The sequence below is a fragment of the Kitasatospora sp. NPDC085879 genome (assembly GCF_040686255.1).
GTDB lineage: Bacteria > Actinomycetota > Actinomycetes > Streptomycetales > Streptomycetaceae > Kitasatospora.
In genome coordinates this window covers 65,915-81,581 of the sequence record NZ_JBFBJZ010000007.1, presented here as the reverse complement: position 1 = coordinate 81,581, position 15,667 = coordinate 65,915, and the positions used below count along the sequence as shown (strand labels likewise).

17 protein-coding genes, 1 pseudogene and 1 riboswitch are annotated in these 15,667 nt (G+C 72.5%); of the genes and pseudogenes, 5 read left to right on the top strand and 13 right to left on the bottom strand.

Annotation, left to right across the window (positions count from 1 at the left end; all coding sequences use genetic code 11):
* Positions 1–35 precede the first annotated feature (35 nt).
* On the bottom strand, positions 36–971 hold the full coding sequence (locus AB0P35_RS07910; protein WP_363507885.1) for a hypothetical protein: 936 nt from the start codon (positions 969–971) through the stop codon (positions 36–38).
* Positions 968–1,326: pseudogene (locus tag AB0P35_RS07905) on the bottom strand (PadR family transcriptional regulator). Before AB0P35_RS07905 ends, AB0P35_RS07910 begins: the two are co-directional and overlap by 4 nt.
* A 77-nt stretch (positions 1,327–1,403) precedes the next feature.
* Between AB0P35_RS07905 and AB0P35_RS07900 the strand changes: the two are divergent.
* Positions 1,404–2,033, top strand: a complete 630-nt coding sequence (locus tag AB0P35_RS07900; RefSeq protein WP_363507882.1) for a hypothetical protein — start codon at positions 1,404–1,406, stop codon at positions 2,031–2,033.
* Here AB0P35_RS07900 and AB0P35_RS07895 read toward each other — a convergent pair.
* From AB0P35_RS07895 to thrC, 7 genes are all read right to left on the bottom strand, one after another.
* Positions 2,014–2,283: a DUF4031 domain-containing protein gene (locus AB0P35_RS07895; protein ID WP_095873580.1), complete on the bottom strand. Its 270-nt coding sequence runs from the start codon at positions 2,281–2,283 to the stop codon at positions 2,014–2,016. The two genes, AB0P35_RS07900 and AB0P35_RS07895, sit on opposite strands and share 20 nt — an antisense overlap.
* Entirely contained in the window at positions 2,280–2,636 is a 357-nt protein-coding gene (locus AB0P35_RS07890; RefSeq protein ID WP_363507879.1) for a hypothetical protein, read from the bottom strand. Before AB0P35_RS07890 ends, AB0P35_RS07895 begins: the two co-directional genes overlap by 4 nt.
* A 19-nt stretch (positions 2,637–2,655) precedes the next feature.
* A complete protein-coding gene (locus AB0P35_RS07885; protein WP_363508137.1) occupies positions 2,656–3,228 on the bottom strand; it encodes a Uma2 family endonuclease in 573 nt (190 codons plus the stop codon).
* 197 nt (positions 3,229–3,425) lie between these two features.
* The gene (groL, locus tag AB0P35_RS07880) at positions 3,426–5,048 is read right to left on the bottom strand and encodes a chaperonin GroEL (RefSeq protein WP_095873583.1); all 1,623 of its coding nucleotides are present in this window, start codon (positions 5,046–5,048) and stop codon (positions 3,426–3,428) included.
* 319 nt (positions 5,049–5,367) lie between these two features.
* On the bottom strand, positions 5,368–5,574 hold the full coding sequence (locus AB0P35_RS07875; RefSeq protein WP_030235075.1) for a cold-shock protein: 207 nt from the start codon (positions 5,572–5,574) through the stop codon (positions 5,368–5,370).
* A gap of 621 nt (positions 5,575–6,195) precedes the next feature.
* Positions 6,196–6,474, bottom strand: coding sequence for a MoaD/ThiS family protein (locus AB0P35_RS07870; RefSeq protein WP_095873584.1), 279 nt, complete (start codon positions 6,472–6,474; stop codon positions 6,196–6,198).
* 32 nt (positions 6,475–6,506) lie between these two features.
* Positions 6,507–7,784, bottom strand: a complete 1,278-nt coding sequence (thrC, locus tag AB0P35_RS07865; protein WP_363507875.1) for a threonine synthase — start codon at positions 7,782–7,784, stop codon at positions 6,507–6,509.
* 17 nt (positions 7,785–7,801) lie between these two features.
* Positions 7,802–7,933: riboswitch (SAM riboswitch) on the bottom strand.
* Positions 7,934–8,094: 161 nt separating this feature from the next.
* Here thrC and AB0P35_RS07860 point away from each other — a divergent pair.
* Positions 8,095–9,075 carry a glucosyl-3-phosphoglycerate synthase gene (locus AB0P35_RS07860; RefSeq protein ID WP_363508134.1) on the top strand — a complete coding sequence of 327 codons (981 nt, stop codon included), beginning with the start codon at positions 8,095–8,097 and terminating at the stop codon, positions 9,073–9,075.
* 61 nt (positions 9,076–9,136) lie between these two features.
* Positions 9,137–10,606 carry a trehalose-6-phosphate synthase gene (locus AB0P35_RS07855; protein ID WP_095873586.1) on the top strand — a complete coding sequence of 490 codons (1,470 nt, stop codon included), beginning with the start codon at positions 9,137–9,139 and terminating at the stop codon, positions 10,604–10,606.
* Between the two features lie 33 nt (positions 10,607–10,639).
* Here AB0P35_RS07855 and otsB read toward each other — a convergent pair whose 3' ends face one another.
* On the bottom strand, positions 10,640–11,500 hold the full coding sequence (gene otsB, locus AB0P35_RS07850; RefSeq protein ID WP_363507871.1) for a trehalose-phosphatase: 861 nt from the start codon (positions 11,498–11,500) through the stop codon (positions 10,640–10,642).
* 37 nt (positions 11,501–11,537) lie between these two features.
* Positions 11,538–11,765, bottom strand: coding sequence for a DUF3263 domain-containing protein (locus AB0P35_RS07845; RefSeq protein ID WP_363507868.1), 228 nt, complete (start codon positions 11,763–11,765; stop codon positions 11,538–11,540).
* A gap of 94 nt (positions 11,766–11,859) precedes the next feature.
* Here AB0P35_RS07845 and AB0P35_RS07840 point away from each other — a divergent pair, with 94 nt between their 5' ends.
* On the top strand, positions 11,860–12,201 hold the full coding sequence (locus AB0P35_RS07840) for a cupin domain-containing protein (RefSeq protein WP_095873588.1): 342 nt from the start codon (positions 11,860–11,862) through the stop codon (positions 12,199–12,201).
* A 12-nt stretch (positions 12,202–12,213) separates the two neighbouring features.
* Here AB0P35_RS07840 and AB0P35_RS07835 read toward each other — a convergent pair whose 3' ends face one another.
* Positions 12,214–13,506, bottom strand: a complete 1,293-nt coding sequence (locus tag AB0P35_RS07835; RefSeq protein ID WP_363507866.1) for an extracellular solute-binding protein — start codon at positions 13,504–13,506, stop codon at positions 12,214–12,216.
* Positions 13,507–13,659: 153 nt separating this feature from the next.
* Positions 13,660–14,451, bottom strand: a complete 792-nt coding sequence (locus tag AB0P35_RS07830; RefSeq protein WP_095873589.1) for a DeoR/GlpR family DNA-binding transcription regulator — start codon at positions 14,449–14,451, stop codon at positions 13,660–13,662.
* 215 nt (positions 14,452–14,666) lie between these two features.
* Between AB0P35_RS07830 and AB0P35_RS07825 the strand changes: the two genes are divergently transcribed.
* Positions 14,667–15,599, top strand: a complete 933-nt coding sequence (locus AB0P35_RS07825) for an SIS domain-containing protein (RefSeq protein ID WP_363507863.1) — start codon at positions 14,667–14,669, stop codon at positions 15,597–15,599.
* Positions 15,600–15,667: the final 68 nt, after the last annotated feature.

Here is a 15,667-nt window from a genome sequence, read left to right as displayed (position 1 = left end):
GGGGGCCCGCTGGGCGAGCCCCCCTCCCCGATCGGTCAGCCGACGGCCGGGGGCAGCTCCGCGGAACGGCCGCGGCGGATCAGCAGGGCCACGGACGCGACGAAGCCCACGGCGGCGACGAGCACCAGCACCGACGCCTGCAGATCGCCGAACATCACGTACATCCGTCCCAGGTTCTCGCCGACCATCCCCGGCAGCAGTGCCAGGACGACGGCGACCGGCAGGTGGTGGCCGCGGGCGGCGGCCGCCAGCCCGAGCGCCATCAGCCCCGCGGAGACCAGCGGCACCACGAGGAACATCTCCGAGCTGCCGTGCATGAACAGGCCGGAGCCGGAGTACAGCACCAGTGCGCCGACGGCGAGGGCCGCGGCACCGAACCCGCGTCGGGCGGACGCCCGGGGCAGCAGATCGGGCGGCGCGGCCAGCACGAAGACGGACCAGATCAGCGGCGGCAGGAGGGTCGACCCGAGCCACACGACCGCGCCGAAGGAGGACCCGGGGAAGGCCGGACTCAGCATCTGGGCGATCCGGAGGTACGCCACGCCGAGCGCGCCCAACACGGCCGGCAGCACGAGGAACCGGGCGAGTGTCCACCGTCCGGCGAGCCCTGCGACGGCGGCCGCGAACTGCCCGGCGGCGATGAGCACGAACAGCAGCATCTGGGTGTCGAGCCCGTGCCGCCACGGATTGCTCAGCACCGGCAGCAGCAGGTCGGGCAGCGCCGTCCCGGCCCCCGCCGCCAGGACCAGCGGTGCGGCGACGGCCAGCAACCGCCCGCCGGGTGCGGCCGAGGTGAGCCCGGTCCGCAGCCGCAGACCGTACCCGGCTATGCCGGCCAGCTCACGGGCGGCGGCGAGGCGTCCGGCGCCGGCCGTGGTGTCGGCATAGACGGCGGCGAGCTCCGGGCCGCGGCCGGCGCGGTAGGCGGCGGGGTAGAGCCGCAGCGCGGCGGAGAGCAGACGTGTCGTCACGCGAAGACCCCCTTGGCGCGCGGGCTGCTCTTGGGGCGGGCGGCCGCCATCCGGCGCTCCGCCTCGGCGGCCACGGCCCGCAGCCGCTCGGCCTCGGCGGCCAGCACCTCCCGGCCGGCGCCGGTGGCGCATAGCTGCGGCGGGCCCGGCCGTCGACCACCTCCTCGCGCTCGACCTCGATCAGCCCCTGCAGCAGCAGGCGGTCGAGGGCGCCGTACAGGGTGCCGGTGCGCATCCGGACCCGGCCGCCGGAGATCGCGGCGATCTCCTGGATCAGCGCGTACCCGTGTCGCGGGGCGTCCGCGAGCGCGGTGAGCAGGAGCAGCGTGGGCTCCTGCATGCTTCGTTCCGTCATGTCGACTACATATACCGGTCGCCGACTTATGGTGTCCGGCGAACCGGTGGAATCGGGCCGGGCGCAGAATGGGTGTCATGACCGATGCGCTGCTGGACCGTTGGAACGAACTGCTGCGCCGCTGCGGGGCGGCGGCAGACCCGGAGCCGTACGGGCGGGACCTGCTGGCCCGGTGGTCCGAGCCGCAGCGGCGGTACCACACCGTGGCGCACCTGACCGCCGTGCTCGACCACGTGGACGCGCTGGCCGGACGGGCCGAGAACGCCGACGCGGTGCGGCTGGCCGCCTGGTTCCACGACGCGGTCTACCGCCCGGACCGCTCGGAGAACGAGGAACGCAGCGCCCAACTCGCCGTCCGGGCACTGCGCGAGGCCGGACTGGCCGAGGAACTGGTCGACGAGACCGCCCGACTGGTACGGCTGACGGCAGGTCACGGCTGCGAGAGCGGCGACCGCAACGGCGAGGTGCTCTGCGACGCGGACCTCGCGATCCTCGGCACCGACCCGGACCGGTACGCGGCGTACACGGCGGCCGTGCGCGAGGAGTACGGCTTCGTCCCGGAAGAGGCCTTCCGGGCCGGGCGGGCGGCGATCCTGCGGCAGCTGCTGGAACTGCCCGCGCTCTACCGCACACCGGAGGCGCTGGCCCGGTTCGACGCCGCCGCCCGGGCCAACCTCGCGGCGGAGCTCAGGAGCCTGGAGAGCTGACCTTGCGGCGGCGCAGGCCGGCGGCGGTGAGCCGGGCGACCAGCTCCTTGCTGCCGACCGGCCGGGCGCCGAGGGCCACGGCCCGCTCGTACCAGTCCGCCGGTATGTCGTAGTGGTCGCGCTCGAAGCCGCGGGCGGGCGCGCCCAGCTCCGCGGCGAAGGCGTGCAGTTCCTCGTAGCTGACGTCGCTGACCAGGTGCGACCAGAACTTCCCGTGGCCGGGCCAGCTGGGCGGGTCGACGAGGATCACGACAGCTCTCCGACCGGGGCCACCACCACGCCGCGCTTGCCGCACACCCAGTGCGGGTCGGGGCCGAGTTCCGGCTCCACGCTGAGCGCGTGCGGATCGTCCTCGGCGGCGCAGTCGGCGCACAGCGGCCAGCGCCCGTACGCCTCCAGCAGCGCGTCCTGCACGTCCTGGGCGACCAGCCCGAGCACGAACTCGGTGCCGTCCGGCCACTGCTCGAGCCACCACCGCCGGTGCGTCACGGCGTCCTCCACCAGCGACACCACCGCGGCGTCCGCCACGTCCCGGGCGGTCAGGTCGGCGAGGATCAGTGCACGGGCGCCGTGCAGGGCGGCTTCGATCTCAGAGCTGGCCATCCGCCCATTCTCCCGCAGGTCACTTGGCGGCCGGGAACCCTTCCGTGCTCAGCTCGATCGCGAACGGCGCGGGCAACGCGACCGGCTGCCCGAAGGGCGTGCGGACACCCCGCTGGTACCGCCCCTGATCCGGTTCGGAGAACAGCGTGACCGTCGGCCCTTCCTCGTCGAAGCGGTCGACCAGCAGGAAGATCGGGACGGGCGCGTGGCCGTACGCCCAGAGCTTCTTGGTGCGGTCGAGCCGGGCGGTCCGCTTCGAGGTGATCTCCACCGCCATCAGCAGGCCGGACGCATCGATCGACGCCTCCTGCTCCACCAGGCGCGCATCGTCCACCACCACCAGGTCGGGCACGTACAGCTTCTCCAGCGGGACGATCTCCGTGCCCAGGGTCTGGTAGACGCCCACCTCGGGCGGCAGGCACGCGAGCAGCGCCCGGTGCACCTTTCCGGCAATCACGTTGTGGCCCACGTTGGGCGGCGGCACCAAGCGGATCTCCCCCTCGTCGATCTCCGCGCGCCAGCCCTCGGGGACGTCCAGCTCCAGCCAGGTGTTCAGCAGGTAGTCCCACTGACGCCCCGGCTCGACCGACATCGCAGTCACCGCCGACCTCCTGTCTCCCGTTCGACGCTCGTGGTCGTCACTGTACGGACCGTCCGAGGTGCCCCATTCCGTCATGGGCTCAGCGTCCCACGAACGAGTGAGCGGTGCGGGAATGCCGCGAGGGCGGCCTCCCCGTGTGGGGAGACCGCCCTCGCAGAGCGTTCCTGGTCCGCTGATCCTCGGGAGGATCAGAAGTCCATGTCACCGCCCGGCATGCCGCCGCCGGCGGCCGCGGAGGCCTTCTCCGGCTTGTCGGCGATGACGGCCTCGGTGGTGAGGAAGAGCGCCGCGATGGAGGCGGCGTTCTGCAGCGCGGAGCGGGTGACCTTGGCCGGGTCGATGATGCCCGCGGCGATGAGGTCGACGTACTCGTTGGTCGCGGCGTTCAGGCCGTGGCCGGCGGGGAGGTTGCGCACCTTCTCCACCACGACGCCGCCCTCGAGGCCGGCGTTGGTCGCGATCTGCTTGATCGGGGCCTCGAGCGCCACGCGGACGATGTTGGCACCGGTGGCCTCGTCGCCCTCGAGCTCCAGCTTGTCGAACGCGACACCGGCCTGCAGCAGCGCGACGCCACCACCGGCGACGATGCCCTCCTCGACGGCGGCCTTCGCGTTGCGGACGGCGTCCTCGATGCGGTGCTTGCGCTCCTTGAGCTCGACCTCGGTGGCCGCGCCGGCCTTGATGACGGCCACGCCGCCGGCCAGCTTGGCGAGGCGCTCCTGGAGCTTCTCGCGGTCGTAGTCCGAGTCGCTGTTCTCGATCTCGGCGCGGATCTGGTTCACGCGGCCGGCGACCTGGTCGCTGTCGCCGCCACCGTCGACGATGGTGGTCTCGTCCTTGGTGATGACCACCTTGCGGGCGGTGCCCAGCAGGTCGAGGCCCGCGTTCTCCAGCTTGAGGCCGACCTCCTCGGAGATGACGGTGCCGCCGGTGAGGATGGCGATGTCGCCGAGCATGGCCTTGCGGCGGTCGCCGAAGCCCGGGGCCTTGACGGCGACGGACTTGAAGGTGCCGCGGATCTTGTTCACGACCAGGGTCGACAGGGCCTCGCCCTCGACGTCCTCGGCGATGATGACGAGCGGCTTGCCGCTCTGCATGACCTTCTCCAGCAGCGGGAGGAGGTCCTTGACCGAGGAGATCTTGGAGTTGGCGATGAGGATGTACGGGTCCTCGAAGCTGGTCTCCATGCGCTCCAGGTCGGTGGCGAAGTACGCGGAGATGTAGCCCTTGTCGAAGCGCATGCCCTCGGTGAGCTCGAGCTCCAGACCGAAGGTGTTGCTCTCCTCGACGGTGATGACGCCTTCCTTGCCGACCTTGTCCATGGCCTCGGCGATGAGCTCGCCGATCTGGGTGTCGGCGGCCGAGATGGAGGCGGTGGAGGCGATCTGCTCCTTGGTCTCCACGTCCTTGGCCTGGGCGAGCAGCTGGTCGGAGACGGCCGAGACGGCCTTCTCGATGCCGCGCTTCAGGGCCATCGGGTTGGCGCCGGCGGCGACGTTGCGCAGACCCTCGCGGACGAGCGCCTGGGCGAGCACGGTGGCGGTGGTGGTGCCGTCACCCGCGACGTCGTCGGTCTTCTTGGCGACCTCCTTGACGAGCTCCGCGCCGATCTTCTCGTACGGGTCCTCGAGCTCGATCTCCTTGGCGATGGAGACACCGTCGTTGGTGATCGTGGGGGCGCCCCACTTCTTCTCAAGGACGACGTTGCGGCCCTTGGGGCCGAGCGTGACCTTGACGGCGTCGGCAAGCTGGTTCATGCCGCGCTCAAGGCCGCGGCGAGCTTCCTCATCAAAAGCGATGATCTTGGCCATCTGAAGTGGTCCTCCGGGACACGGTCGACTGCTCGGACCAGAGGTGCCCGCGACGGACGGCCCTGTGAGCGGGGGTCCTTTCCCCTACCGCTCGACGGGGCCTCACCGACCCGGTCCGCTTGTCACTCTCAAGCTGTGAGTGCTAACGCCAATGATTAGCACTCACGGGTGGCGAGTGCAAGCCCGATCGCCGTGTCCCGGCGGAACGGCCGCACCGGTTCCGGACATGACGCAGGCCCGTACGACGTGTCGTACGGGCCTGGCGCGAAGAAAGTCGCCGACCAGCTCGTGACGAGCCGAGGGCTCCGCAGGTCGAAGGTCAGCCCGCAGCGGCGCGAACCATGTCCGCCTGCGGCCCCTTCTGCCCCTGGGAGATCTCGAACTCGACCCGCTGGCCCTCCTCGAGGGTGCGGTAGCCGTCCATCTGGATCGCGCTGTAGTGGACGAACACGTCCGCACCACCGTCGACCGCGATGAAGCCGTAGCCCTTCTCCGCGTTGAACCACTTGACGGTGCCCTGAGCCATTCCGAACTCCCCTTGTGCTGTGCTGGCCATTCACGGGTCCGCAGTCTTTGCGGGCCCAGGTCCGGTGGGCCGGCCCGAGGGAACCCCCCCTGGGCACAGCCGTGCACGCCGCAGACCACCGCCCGGGGCCCCGGTACGGGCCCGACGGACGGGTGAATGCGTCGACCGCGGCTGAATGTATCCGGACAGGTGCCCTGTGCAACAGGGTCAACTTCGGGGAAATCCCGGGCTGCACCAAGGGATATGACGGGATGAAAGTGCCCGATCTCGGCATTTCACGCCGGACATAACGGGCAGAAAACGACATATTGCCGCAGGAATTCTGACACTTGCCTGACAGGTTCGCTCCCGTGCCGTCCGCTTCCCGTCTCAGCGGGCGGACGTGGCCGACGATCGGCGCCAGAGCCTTGCGCACACGATCCAGCCGCCCGGGCCGGGGTGCGCCATTCCTGGTATTACCGCTGATCAGAATGGGCGGCGCGGAGGGGAGCACTGCCACCGCCCCGAACTCTACTCCCCGTCAGGCGGTGCTTTTTCCACCCGACACGGCGAGAGCCGCCGCCGGACCGGAAAATAGGATTCCGGTCCCGGCGGCGGCTCGCCGCGGGCAGGGTGCGGGGCTCAGCAGCCGCCGGCCACCGCGGGGATGATCGACACCGTGGCGCCGTCCTTGATCGCCGTCTCCAGGCCCTCGGCGAAGCGCACGTCGTCGTCGTTCACGTAGACGTTGACGAAGCGGCGGAGCTTGCCGGCGTCGTCCAGGATGCGGGCGGAGATGCCGGTGTGGTTCTGCTCCAGGTCGGCCACGACGGCGGCCAGGGTGTCGCCCTCGGCGGTCACCTCGGCCGCACCGCCGGTGTAGGTGCGCAGGATGGTCGGGATGCGGACGGTGGCGCTCATGGGCGTGCTCCTTGGCGGAAGGGGTTGGCTGCTCAGGCGAGGCCGGCGGCGCGGAAGGACTCCAGCGTCGGGCGGATGGTGGCGGTCAGGCCGGAGTCGGCGACCGCGTCGAGGGTCTTCAGGCCGTCGCCGGTGTTGATGGCCACGGTCTCCTTCGACGGGTCCAGCTGCCCGGTCTCGACCAGCTTCTTCAGGACGCCGACGGTCACGCCGCCGGCGGTCTCGGCGAAGATGCCCTCGGTGCGCGCCAGCAGCTTGATGGCGGCCACCACCTCGGCGTCGGTGACGTCCTCGACCGCACCGCCGGTGCGGCGGGCGATGTCGAGCACGTACGGGCCGTCGGCCGGGTTGCCGATCGCCAGGGACTTGGCGATGGTCTGCGGCTTGACCGGGCGGATCACGTCGTGGCCGGCCTTGAAGGCGGCGGAGATCGGGGAGCAGCCCTCGGCCTGGGCGCCGAAGATCTTGTACGGGCGGTCCTCGACCAGGCCGAGCTTGATCAGTTCCTGCAGGCCCTTGTCGATCTTGGTGAGCTGCGAGCCGGAGGCGATCGGGATCACGATCTGCTCGGGCAGCCGCCAGCCGAGCTGCTCGCAGATCTCGAAGGCCAGCGTCTTGGAACCCTCGCCGTAGTACGGGCGGAGGTTGACGTTGACGAAGCCCCAGCCCTCGCCGGCCGGGTCGCCGATCAGCTCGGAGCAGAAGCGGTTCACGTCGTCGTAGTTGCCGTCGATGCCGATCAGGGCGCCGCCGTACACGCCGGCCATGACGATCTTGCCCTGCTCCAGGTCGTGCGGGATGAACACGCAGGACTTGAAGCCGGCCCGGGCGGCGGCCGCGCCGACCGCGCCGGCCAGGTTGCCGGTGGACGAGCAGGACAGGGTGGTGAAGTCGAAGGCGCGGGCGGCCTCGATGGCGCAGGCGACCACGCGGTCCTTGAAGGAGTGTGTCGGGTTGCCGGAGTCGTCCTTGACGTGCAGCTGGGCGGTGAAGCCGAGCTCACGGCCCAGGTTGTCGGCCTTGACCAGCGGGGTCCAGCCCGGGTTGAGGTTGGGCTTGCCGGCCACGTCGGCGGGCACCGGCAGCAGCGGGGCGTAGCGCCAGATGCTGGCCGGGCCGGCCTCGATGCGCTTGCGGAGTTCGGCGGCGTCGTAGCCGGAGTAGTCGTACGCGATCTCCAGCGGGCCGAAGCACTCGAGGCACGCGAAGCTCGGGCCGAGCGGGAAGCGGGTGCCGCACTCGCGACAGGAAAGGGCTGCGGCCGGACCGAGGTCGACGGTGGCAGCGGGTGCAGGGGTAGCGGTAGCCATGCTGGCGGAGGCCTCTCTCCTCATCTTCCCCGTGGCGCGGTTGCGCCACAGGCCGGAATTGGCACCTGTCCCGCGGGGGCCTGCGACCGCCACGCGAGAAGGTTGCCGGGACGTCGACGGGCCGTTCCCTCAGTCCCTCTGGATGAGCTCTGTGAAGTTGTGTGTTGTGCGCTGCGGCGACCCCGGCGTGCGAAGGCGCGACCGCAGTACGAAGACTGTATCCGAAGGCACCGGCGCCGAAAGGCGGCGTCCGATCCGCGAGATGGAAGTTACGAGGAGCGAGACCGTGACCGAGCAGCCCCGTCCCGACGTGCTCCCCGAGGTCGCGTCCTGGCTGCGTCGCCGCTCCTGGGCGGCGGCCGACTACCCGGTGGAGCGGCTGCTCGCCGCCAAGCGGGCGGCGGGGAGCGCGGGAACGGTCAGCGTGGTGCTGCCCGCCCTCGACGAGGAGCCCACCGTCGGGGAGATCGTCGCCACCGTCCGCACCGAGCTGATGGAGCGTCACCCGCTGGTCGACGAGCTGGTCGTGGTGGACTCGGGCTCGGTCGACCGGACGGCCGAGATCGCCCGGGCGGCCGGCGCCCGAGTGGTGCACCGCGACGACCTCCTGCCCCGGCTGCCGGCCGCCCCCGGCAAGGGCGAGGTGCTCTGGCGGTCGCTGCTGGCCACCTCCGGCGCGGTGGTCTGCTTCGTCGACGCGGACCTGCGCGAGTTCGACCCGGCCTTCGTCACCGGGATCGTCGGGCCGCTGCTCACCGACCCCGGGCTGCAGCTGGTCAAGGCGATGTACGACCGGCCGCTGGAGACCGCGGGCGCGGTGGTACCGGCCGGCGGCGGTCGGGTGACCGAGCTCGTCGCCCGCCCGCTGATCAACCTGCACTGGCCGCAGCTGGCCGGCTTCGTCCAGCCGCTCGGCGGCGAGTACGCGGCCCGCCGCTCGCTGCTGGAGCGGCTGCCCTTCCCGACCGGGTACGGGGTGGAGCTCGGGCTGCTGGTGGACGCTCTGGAGGCGGTCGGGCTGGACGCGCTGGCCCAGGTCGACGTCGGGGTCCGGCACCACCGCCACCAGGACGGGCAGGCGCTCGGGCGGATGGCCGCCACGATCTACCGCACCGCCCTGGAGCGGCTGGACCGCACCCACCGGCTGAAGGCCGGCGAGGACCTGGTGCACCCGCTGCTCACCCAGTTCAGCCGCGATCCGGGCACAGCCGGCTTCACCGCGCACACCCACGAGGTGACCGCCCTGGAGCGGCCGCCGATGCGCACCGTGCCCGAGTACCGGGAGCGCTGAGCGGCACCCGCCGCGGCCGCCGGATGGTTTGCCGCGGCGGTCGCGCGGCAAGCTAGGGGATATGGCCGATCTCGCGTTCGAACGCACGCAGCAGTCCGGCGCCGCCCCCGTCCTGGTGGCCTCGAACCGCGGCCCGGTGTCCTTCAGCAGCGGGGACGACGGCACGCTCACCCTGAAGAGAGGCGGCGGCGGCCTGGTGTCCGGGCTCTCCGCGATCGCCGACCCGTCGGCGGTCTGGGTCTGCGCCGCCCTCGGCGACGCCGACCGGCAGGCCGCCCGGCAGGCCCCGGACGGGCGGCTCGACCTGGCCGGCCACGACGTCGGCGGACAGGCCGTCCGGATGCTGGACATCGAGCCCGGCACCTTCGCCCGCGCCTACAACGGCATCGCCAACTCCACCCTGTGGTTCGTCCACCACCTGCTGTACGACACCCCGGTCAGCCCCGTCTTCGACGACCGGTTCCGGCGCGAGTGGGAGTCCTACACCGCGTACAACACCGCCTTCGCCGAGGCGCTGGCCGCCGAGGCCGCCCCCGGCGCCGCCGTCCTGGTGCAGGACTACCACCTGTCGCTCGCCCCGGCGCTGCTCCGCGCGCTCCGGCCGGACCTGCGGATCGGGCACTTCTCGCACACCCCGTGGGCGCCGCCGGAGTACTACCGCCTGCTGCCCGACGACGTCGCCGCCGAGGTGCTCGCCGGCATCCTGGGCGCCGACCGGGCCGGCTTCCTCACCGAACGGTGGGCGCTCGCCTTCGCCGACTGCTGCGAGGCGGTGCTCGGCGCCACCGTGGACCGCGCGGCCCGCACCGTCACCCACGACGGGCGCACCACGCGCCTGGGCGTGCACGGGCTCGGCGCCGACGCCGACTTCCTGCGCGAGCGCGCGCACCGGCCGGACGTGGACGCCCGGCTGGCGGCGCTCCGCGAGGCGGTGGGCGACCGGCGGACGATCGTCCGGGTCGACCGCACCGAACTCAGCAAGAACATCGTCCGCGGCCTGCTCGCCTACCGGCACCTGCTGCGCAGCCGGCCCGAGTGGCTGGAGCGGGTCGTCCACATCGCCTTCGCCTACCCCTCCCGGCACGACCTGCCGGAGTACCGCGAGTACACGGCGGCGGTGCAGCGGATCGCCCGGGAGATCACCGACGAGTTCGCCACGGCCGACTGGCAGCCGCTGATCCTGCACGTCAACGACGACTTCCCGCGGTCGCTGGCGGCCTACCGGCTGGCCGACGTGGCGCTGGTCAACCCGATCCGGGACGGCATGAACCTGGTCGCCAAGGAGGTCCCGGTGGTCTCCGACGCGGGCTGCGCCCTGGTGCTCTCCCGCGAGGCGGGCGCGTACGCGGAACTCGCCGAGGACGCGATCACGGTCAACCCGTACGACGTGATCGCCACCGCGGACGCGCTGCACCGGGCGCTGACCATGCCTGCGGAGGAGCGCGCCGACCGCACCAAGCGGCTCACCGCAGCGGCCACCGCGCTGCCTCCGCAGCAGTGGTTCCTCGACCAGCTCAACGCCCTCGGCTGACACCCGAGGCACATGGCTGACCACTCAGGGGCGCTACCTCTCAGCGCCCAGTTCCTCGGCGAGGGCCGCCAGCAGCTCCACCAGGCCGGCCGGGCCCGGGACGACGAGGTCCGCCCGGTCGGCCAGTTCGCGCACCGGCGCCTCGCCGGTGGTCGGGCCGCTGCAGACGAGCAGGCCGGACAGGCCCTCGCCGCGGCGCTTCTCGACGGCGGCGAAGGCGGCCAGGTCGCCGAGGTCGTCGCCGGCGTAGAGCACCGTGCGGGCGGACCGCTCGGCGAGGAAGGCCTCCAGGGCGCCGCCCTTGTCGACGCCGGGCGGGCGCAGCTCCAGCACGAACCGGCCGGGTTCGACGACGAGCCCGTGCTCGGCGGCGAAGGCGGCCAGCGGGGCGCGCAGCCGGTCCATGGCGGGCTGCGGTTCGGCGGTGCGGCGGGTGTGCACGGCGAGCGCGCGGCCCTTGTCCTCCGTCCAGGTGCCCTCGGGGGCGCCCTCGCGGGCCAGCAGGGCGGGCAGTGCGGCGCGGGCGGCGGCGACGCCGGGCGGCGGCTCGGGGGCGGTGAGCGCCCCGGTGTGCGCGTCCCAGCGCTCGGCGCCGTACTGGCCGAGCACGGTCAGGTGCTCCAGCCCCGGGACACCGTCGAAGCCGCCGAAGGCGACCGCGTCCGCCGCGGGGCGGCCGGTGACCACGGCCACCGCGCCGACCCGGGGGGCCAGCGCGGCCAGCACGACGGCGGCCTCGGGGTGTGCCCGGGCGGTGGTCGGGTCGGCGACGATCGGGGCCAGCGTCCCGTCGAAGTCGAGGGCTACCACGGCCTCGCCGGGTGCGGCCAGCAGCGCCGCCAGACCGTCCCGCCCGGCGGCCGTGCTCGGTGTGAACTGCTCAGGAATGCCCATGTCCGGGACGGTACCCAGGCTCGGGCGCCGGACACCGTCAGCGCTCGGCGCGCCGCCGCTCACGGATCCGGCGCAGCCGGTTGACCAGCACCGGGTCGGCGGCGAGCGCCTCCGGATTGTCCAGCAGGGCGTTGAGCAGCTGGTAGTAGCGGGTCGCGGAGACGTCCAGCTCGACGCGGATCGCCCGCTCCTTGGCGCCGGCGGTGCGCCAGGGCCGGGCCTCCAGGGCGAGCACCGCGCGGTCCCGCTCGGTCAGGGGGGCCATCGTCCACCTCCTCTTACGAGGTGTCATTCTGCCCGGCCGGTGCGACACACTCTGCCGACCCCGTCCGGGGGCCCGGCCCGGCTAGCGTCGTGGCATGACCTTCGCCGTGCACATCCCCGACGCCGAGCTGGAACCCGATCCGCTCGACCCCGACCAGATCGTCGCCGGTTCGCCCGAGGTGACCGGCAAGGTGCTGTGGTCCTCACCGGACGGCCGGCAGCTGCGCGGCCTGTGGCAGATCACCCCGGGCACGGTGACCGACACCGAGGCGGACGAGCTGTTCGTGGTGGTGAGCGGCCGGGCCACCATCGAGGTCGAGGGCGGCCCGGTCCTGGAGGTCGGCCCGGGCGACGCGGCCGTCCTGCACGCAGGCGACCGGACGACCTGGACGGTGCACGAGACCCTGCGCAAGGCGTACGCGATCACGCTGCCCTGAGCCGTCCCGTGCTCAGCGCCGGCTGCGGCCCGCCTCGGTGGCGGCGGCGGTCTGCAGGGCGGCGAGCGCGTCGTTGCCGTCGCGCTTCACCGCGGCGCCGATCTGCTGCTTCACCAGGCCGCTGACCTTGTCCCAGGACGGGTCGCCGTAGGGGTAGAAGTTGGCGGTCGGCAGGGCGTTGAGGAATTCGGCGAGGTCGCGGTGGCGGCCGCTGCCGGTCATCTCGGTGCGGGTCTCCTGGGTGACCGGCAGCAGGTTGTACTGCTCGTCGAAGGCGAGCTGGTTGTCGGTGCGGTAGAGGAAGCCGAGGAACTTCTTGATCTCGGTGCGGTGGCCGTTGGCCTTGAAGGCCATCATCCAGTCGGCCACGCCGAAGGTGGCCGGCTTGACCGAGGAGTCCTTGCGCGGGATCGCCGCCGTGCCGTAGTCGATCTTCGCGGCGGTGGCCTTGGCGACCAGGCCGGGGTGGCCGTTGAGCATCGCGACCTTGCCCGCCGCGAAGTCGCTGAAGGCGGTCTTGCGGTCGGTCGCGGCCGGGTCGGCGTAGGTGAGGTGCTTGTCGACCAGGTTGGTGCGCAGCCAGGCGAAGGTGGCCCGGTTCTGCGGGGAGTCGAAGGTGTAGTTGCCGGCGTTGTCGGCGAGGCCGCCGCCCCCGCCCATGGCCCAGATCATGGATTCGGCCTGGGCCTCCTCCGGGCCGAGCGGCAGCGCGTACGGGGTGACCCCGGGCACCTTGGCCCTGATGAGTTCGGCGTCCTTGCGCAGTTCGTCCCAGGTGGTGGGCGGGGCGGTGATGCCGGCCTTGGCGAAGACCGCCTTGTTGTAGAAGAAGACCCGGGTCGAGGCGACGAACGGGATGCCGTACTGGCTTCCGAGGACCTGGCCGGCGCGTGAGAAGGCGTCGATCATGCCGGCCTGGGTGTCGATGGAGAGGACCTCGGTGGCCGGGTAGAGCCGGTCGGCGGCGACCTGGTCGGCGAAGCCGCCGGTCTGCACGAGGTCGGGGGTGTGGCCGGAGGCGATCAGCTGGGCGACCCGCTTGTCGATGTCGTTCCAGCTCTGCAGGTCGAGTTCGACCTTGACGCCGGGATTGGCCTCCTCGAAGCGGTGGATCACGTCGTCCCAGAAGTGCGAGGTGCTGTTGACCTCGTTGTCGCCGTAGTCGGCGGCGACCAGGCGCAGGGTGACGTCTCCGCCGCCGTCGCCGGAGCCGAGGGTGCTGCAGCCGGTGGCGAGGACGAGGGCGAGTGCGGGCAGCAGGGTGCGACAGGAGCGGAGCGGGTTCGTGCGGGTGAGGGTGTTCACGCGGGACCGCCTTCGGAAGGGGAAGCTGCGCCACCCTCCCAAGCGTCCGCCGGTGTGGTCCAGACCTGTTCGCGCGGTAGTTATCGAAGTGTCAGACCTCGTTGCACCGGCTGCAATCGGAACCGGGCAGATCCGGGCATTCCGCGTGGCGGTTCAGACGGCGATCACCTGGACGCCGGCCTCCGTGAACGCCCGCGTCAGCTCCTCGTCGGCCGCGGAGTCGGTGACCAGGGTGTCGATCGCGTCCAGGCCACAGATCCGGGCGAAGGCGCGGCGGCCCAGCTTGGAGGAGTCGGCGGCGACGACCACCCGACGGGCGCGCTCGGCGAGCAGCCGGTTCACCCCGGCCTCGCCCTCGTGGTGGGCGGTCGCGCCGTGCTCGACGTCGATCGCGTCCACGCCGAGCACCGTGACGTCCAGGGCGAGTTCGCCCAGCAGCAGGCCGGCCAGCGGGCCGATCAGCTCGTAGGACTGCGGGCGAGCGACACCGCCGGTGACCACGATCTTCACCTGCGGACGGACCGTCAGCTCGTTGGCGATGTTGAGGGCGTTGGTGACCACGGTGAGGCCCTGCCCGCCGCCCTCCGCGGGCTCGGTCAGGTCGGGCCGGACGGCGAGCGCCCGGGCGACCTCGGTGGTGGTGGTGCCGCCGTTGAGGCCGACCACCTCGCCGGGCGCGACCAGGCCGGCCACCGCGGCGCCGATGCGCTGCTTGGCGTCGGCGTGCCGGGCTGTCTTGTAGCGCAGTGGCAGGTCGTAGGAGACGTGGTGGGCGACGGCGCCGCCACGGGTGCGGGTGACCATCTGCTGGCGGGCCAGCTGGTCCAGGTCTCGACGGATGGTCGCGGCGGAGACCTGCAGGGCCTCGGCGGCCTCCTCGACCTCCAGCCGACCGTGCTCGGCCAGCAGCTCCAGCAGTGCGTTCCACCGCTCGTACCTGGACACCGCGCGCCGCCCTCCCTACCTGATCCGACCGCTGCGCGCACCTGCGCGAAGCCTGCACAGCTTTGCACACCGGCGCGGCGCCGCGCCCGGGCGAAGGCCGGATTTCGGCGACGCACCGGAGCCACCGTTGCGCATTGCTGCGCGAAAGGGCTATAAATCAATCATCTTCACGCAGTTCCGGTCCGTTCCGGCGCATCAGCCCGAGGAGCCGCTCCATGCCCCAGCCATCCCTCACCGCCGAGGAGCTGGCCACCCAGCCCGCCGACTGGCGCACGGCGGCGGCCCTGGCCGCCGAGTCGCCCGCCGCCCTGCCGCAGCACGGGGAGCGGGTGGCCGTCGTCGGCTGCGGCACGTCCTGGTTCATGGCCCAGGCGTTCGCCGCCCTGCGGGAGGCCGGCGGCCACGGCGAGACCGACGCCTTCGCCGCCTCCGAGTTCCCGCACGAGCGCCGCTACGACCGGGTGCTGGCGATCAGCCGCTCGGGCACCACCACCGAGGTGCTGGACCTGCTGCGACAGGCGAAGGCGCCGACCACGGCGATCACCGCGGACGTCTCGCAGCCGATCACCGGGGTCGCCGGGGCGGTGGTCGACCTCGGCTTCGCGGACGAGCGGTCGGTGGTGCAGACCCGCTTCGCGACCACGACGCTCGCCCTGCTCCGCGCCCACCTGGAGAACGAGGGCGCCCTGCCGCCCGGCGTCCGAACCGTGGCCCGGGCCGCCGACGACGCGCTCGCCGCGGTGGAGGCCGCGCTGCCCCCGCAGCTCGTCGGCAGCGAGCAGTTCTCCTTCCTCGGCACCGGCTGGACGGGCGGCCTGGCCCAGGAGGCCGCGCTCAAGATGCGTGAGGCCTCGCTGTCCTGGACGGAGGCCTACCCGGCGATGGAGTACCGGCACGGGCCGATCAGCATCGCCGCCCCCGGCCGCGCGGTGGTCGTCTTCGGCGACCTCCCGGAGGGCCTGGCCGCGCAGGTCGGGGCGACCGGCGCCCTACTGGTGGCCGGTTCCGGCGCGGACGGCATCGACCCGCTGGCCGACCTCGTCCGGGCACAGCGTCTGGCGCTGGCGATCGCCGAGGCCCGCGGGCTGGACCCGGACCGGCCCCGGAACCTGACCCGGTCGGTGGTACTGGCCCCGGACGGGGCATGAGAAAGGGAGAAGGCCGGGAAGGAGCAAACCTCCCAGCTGCGGCGCAATGGCGACAAACGTCACCGCCA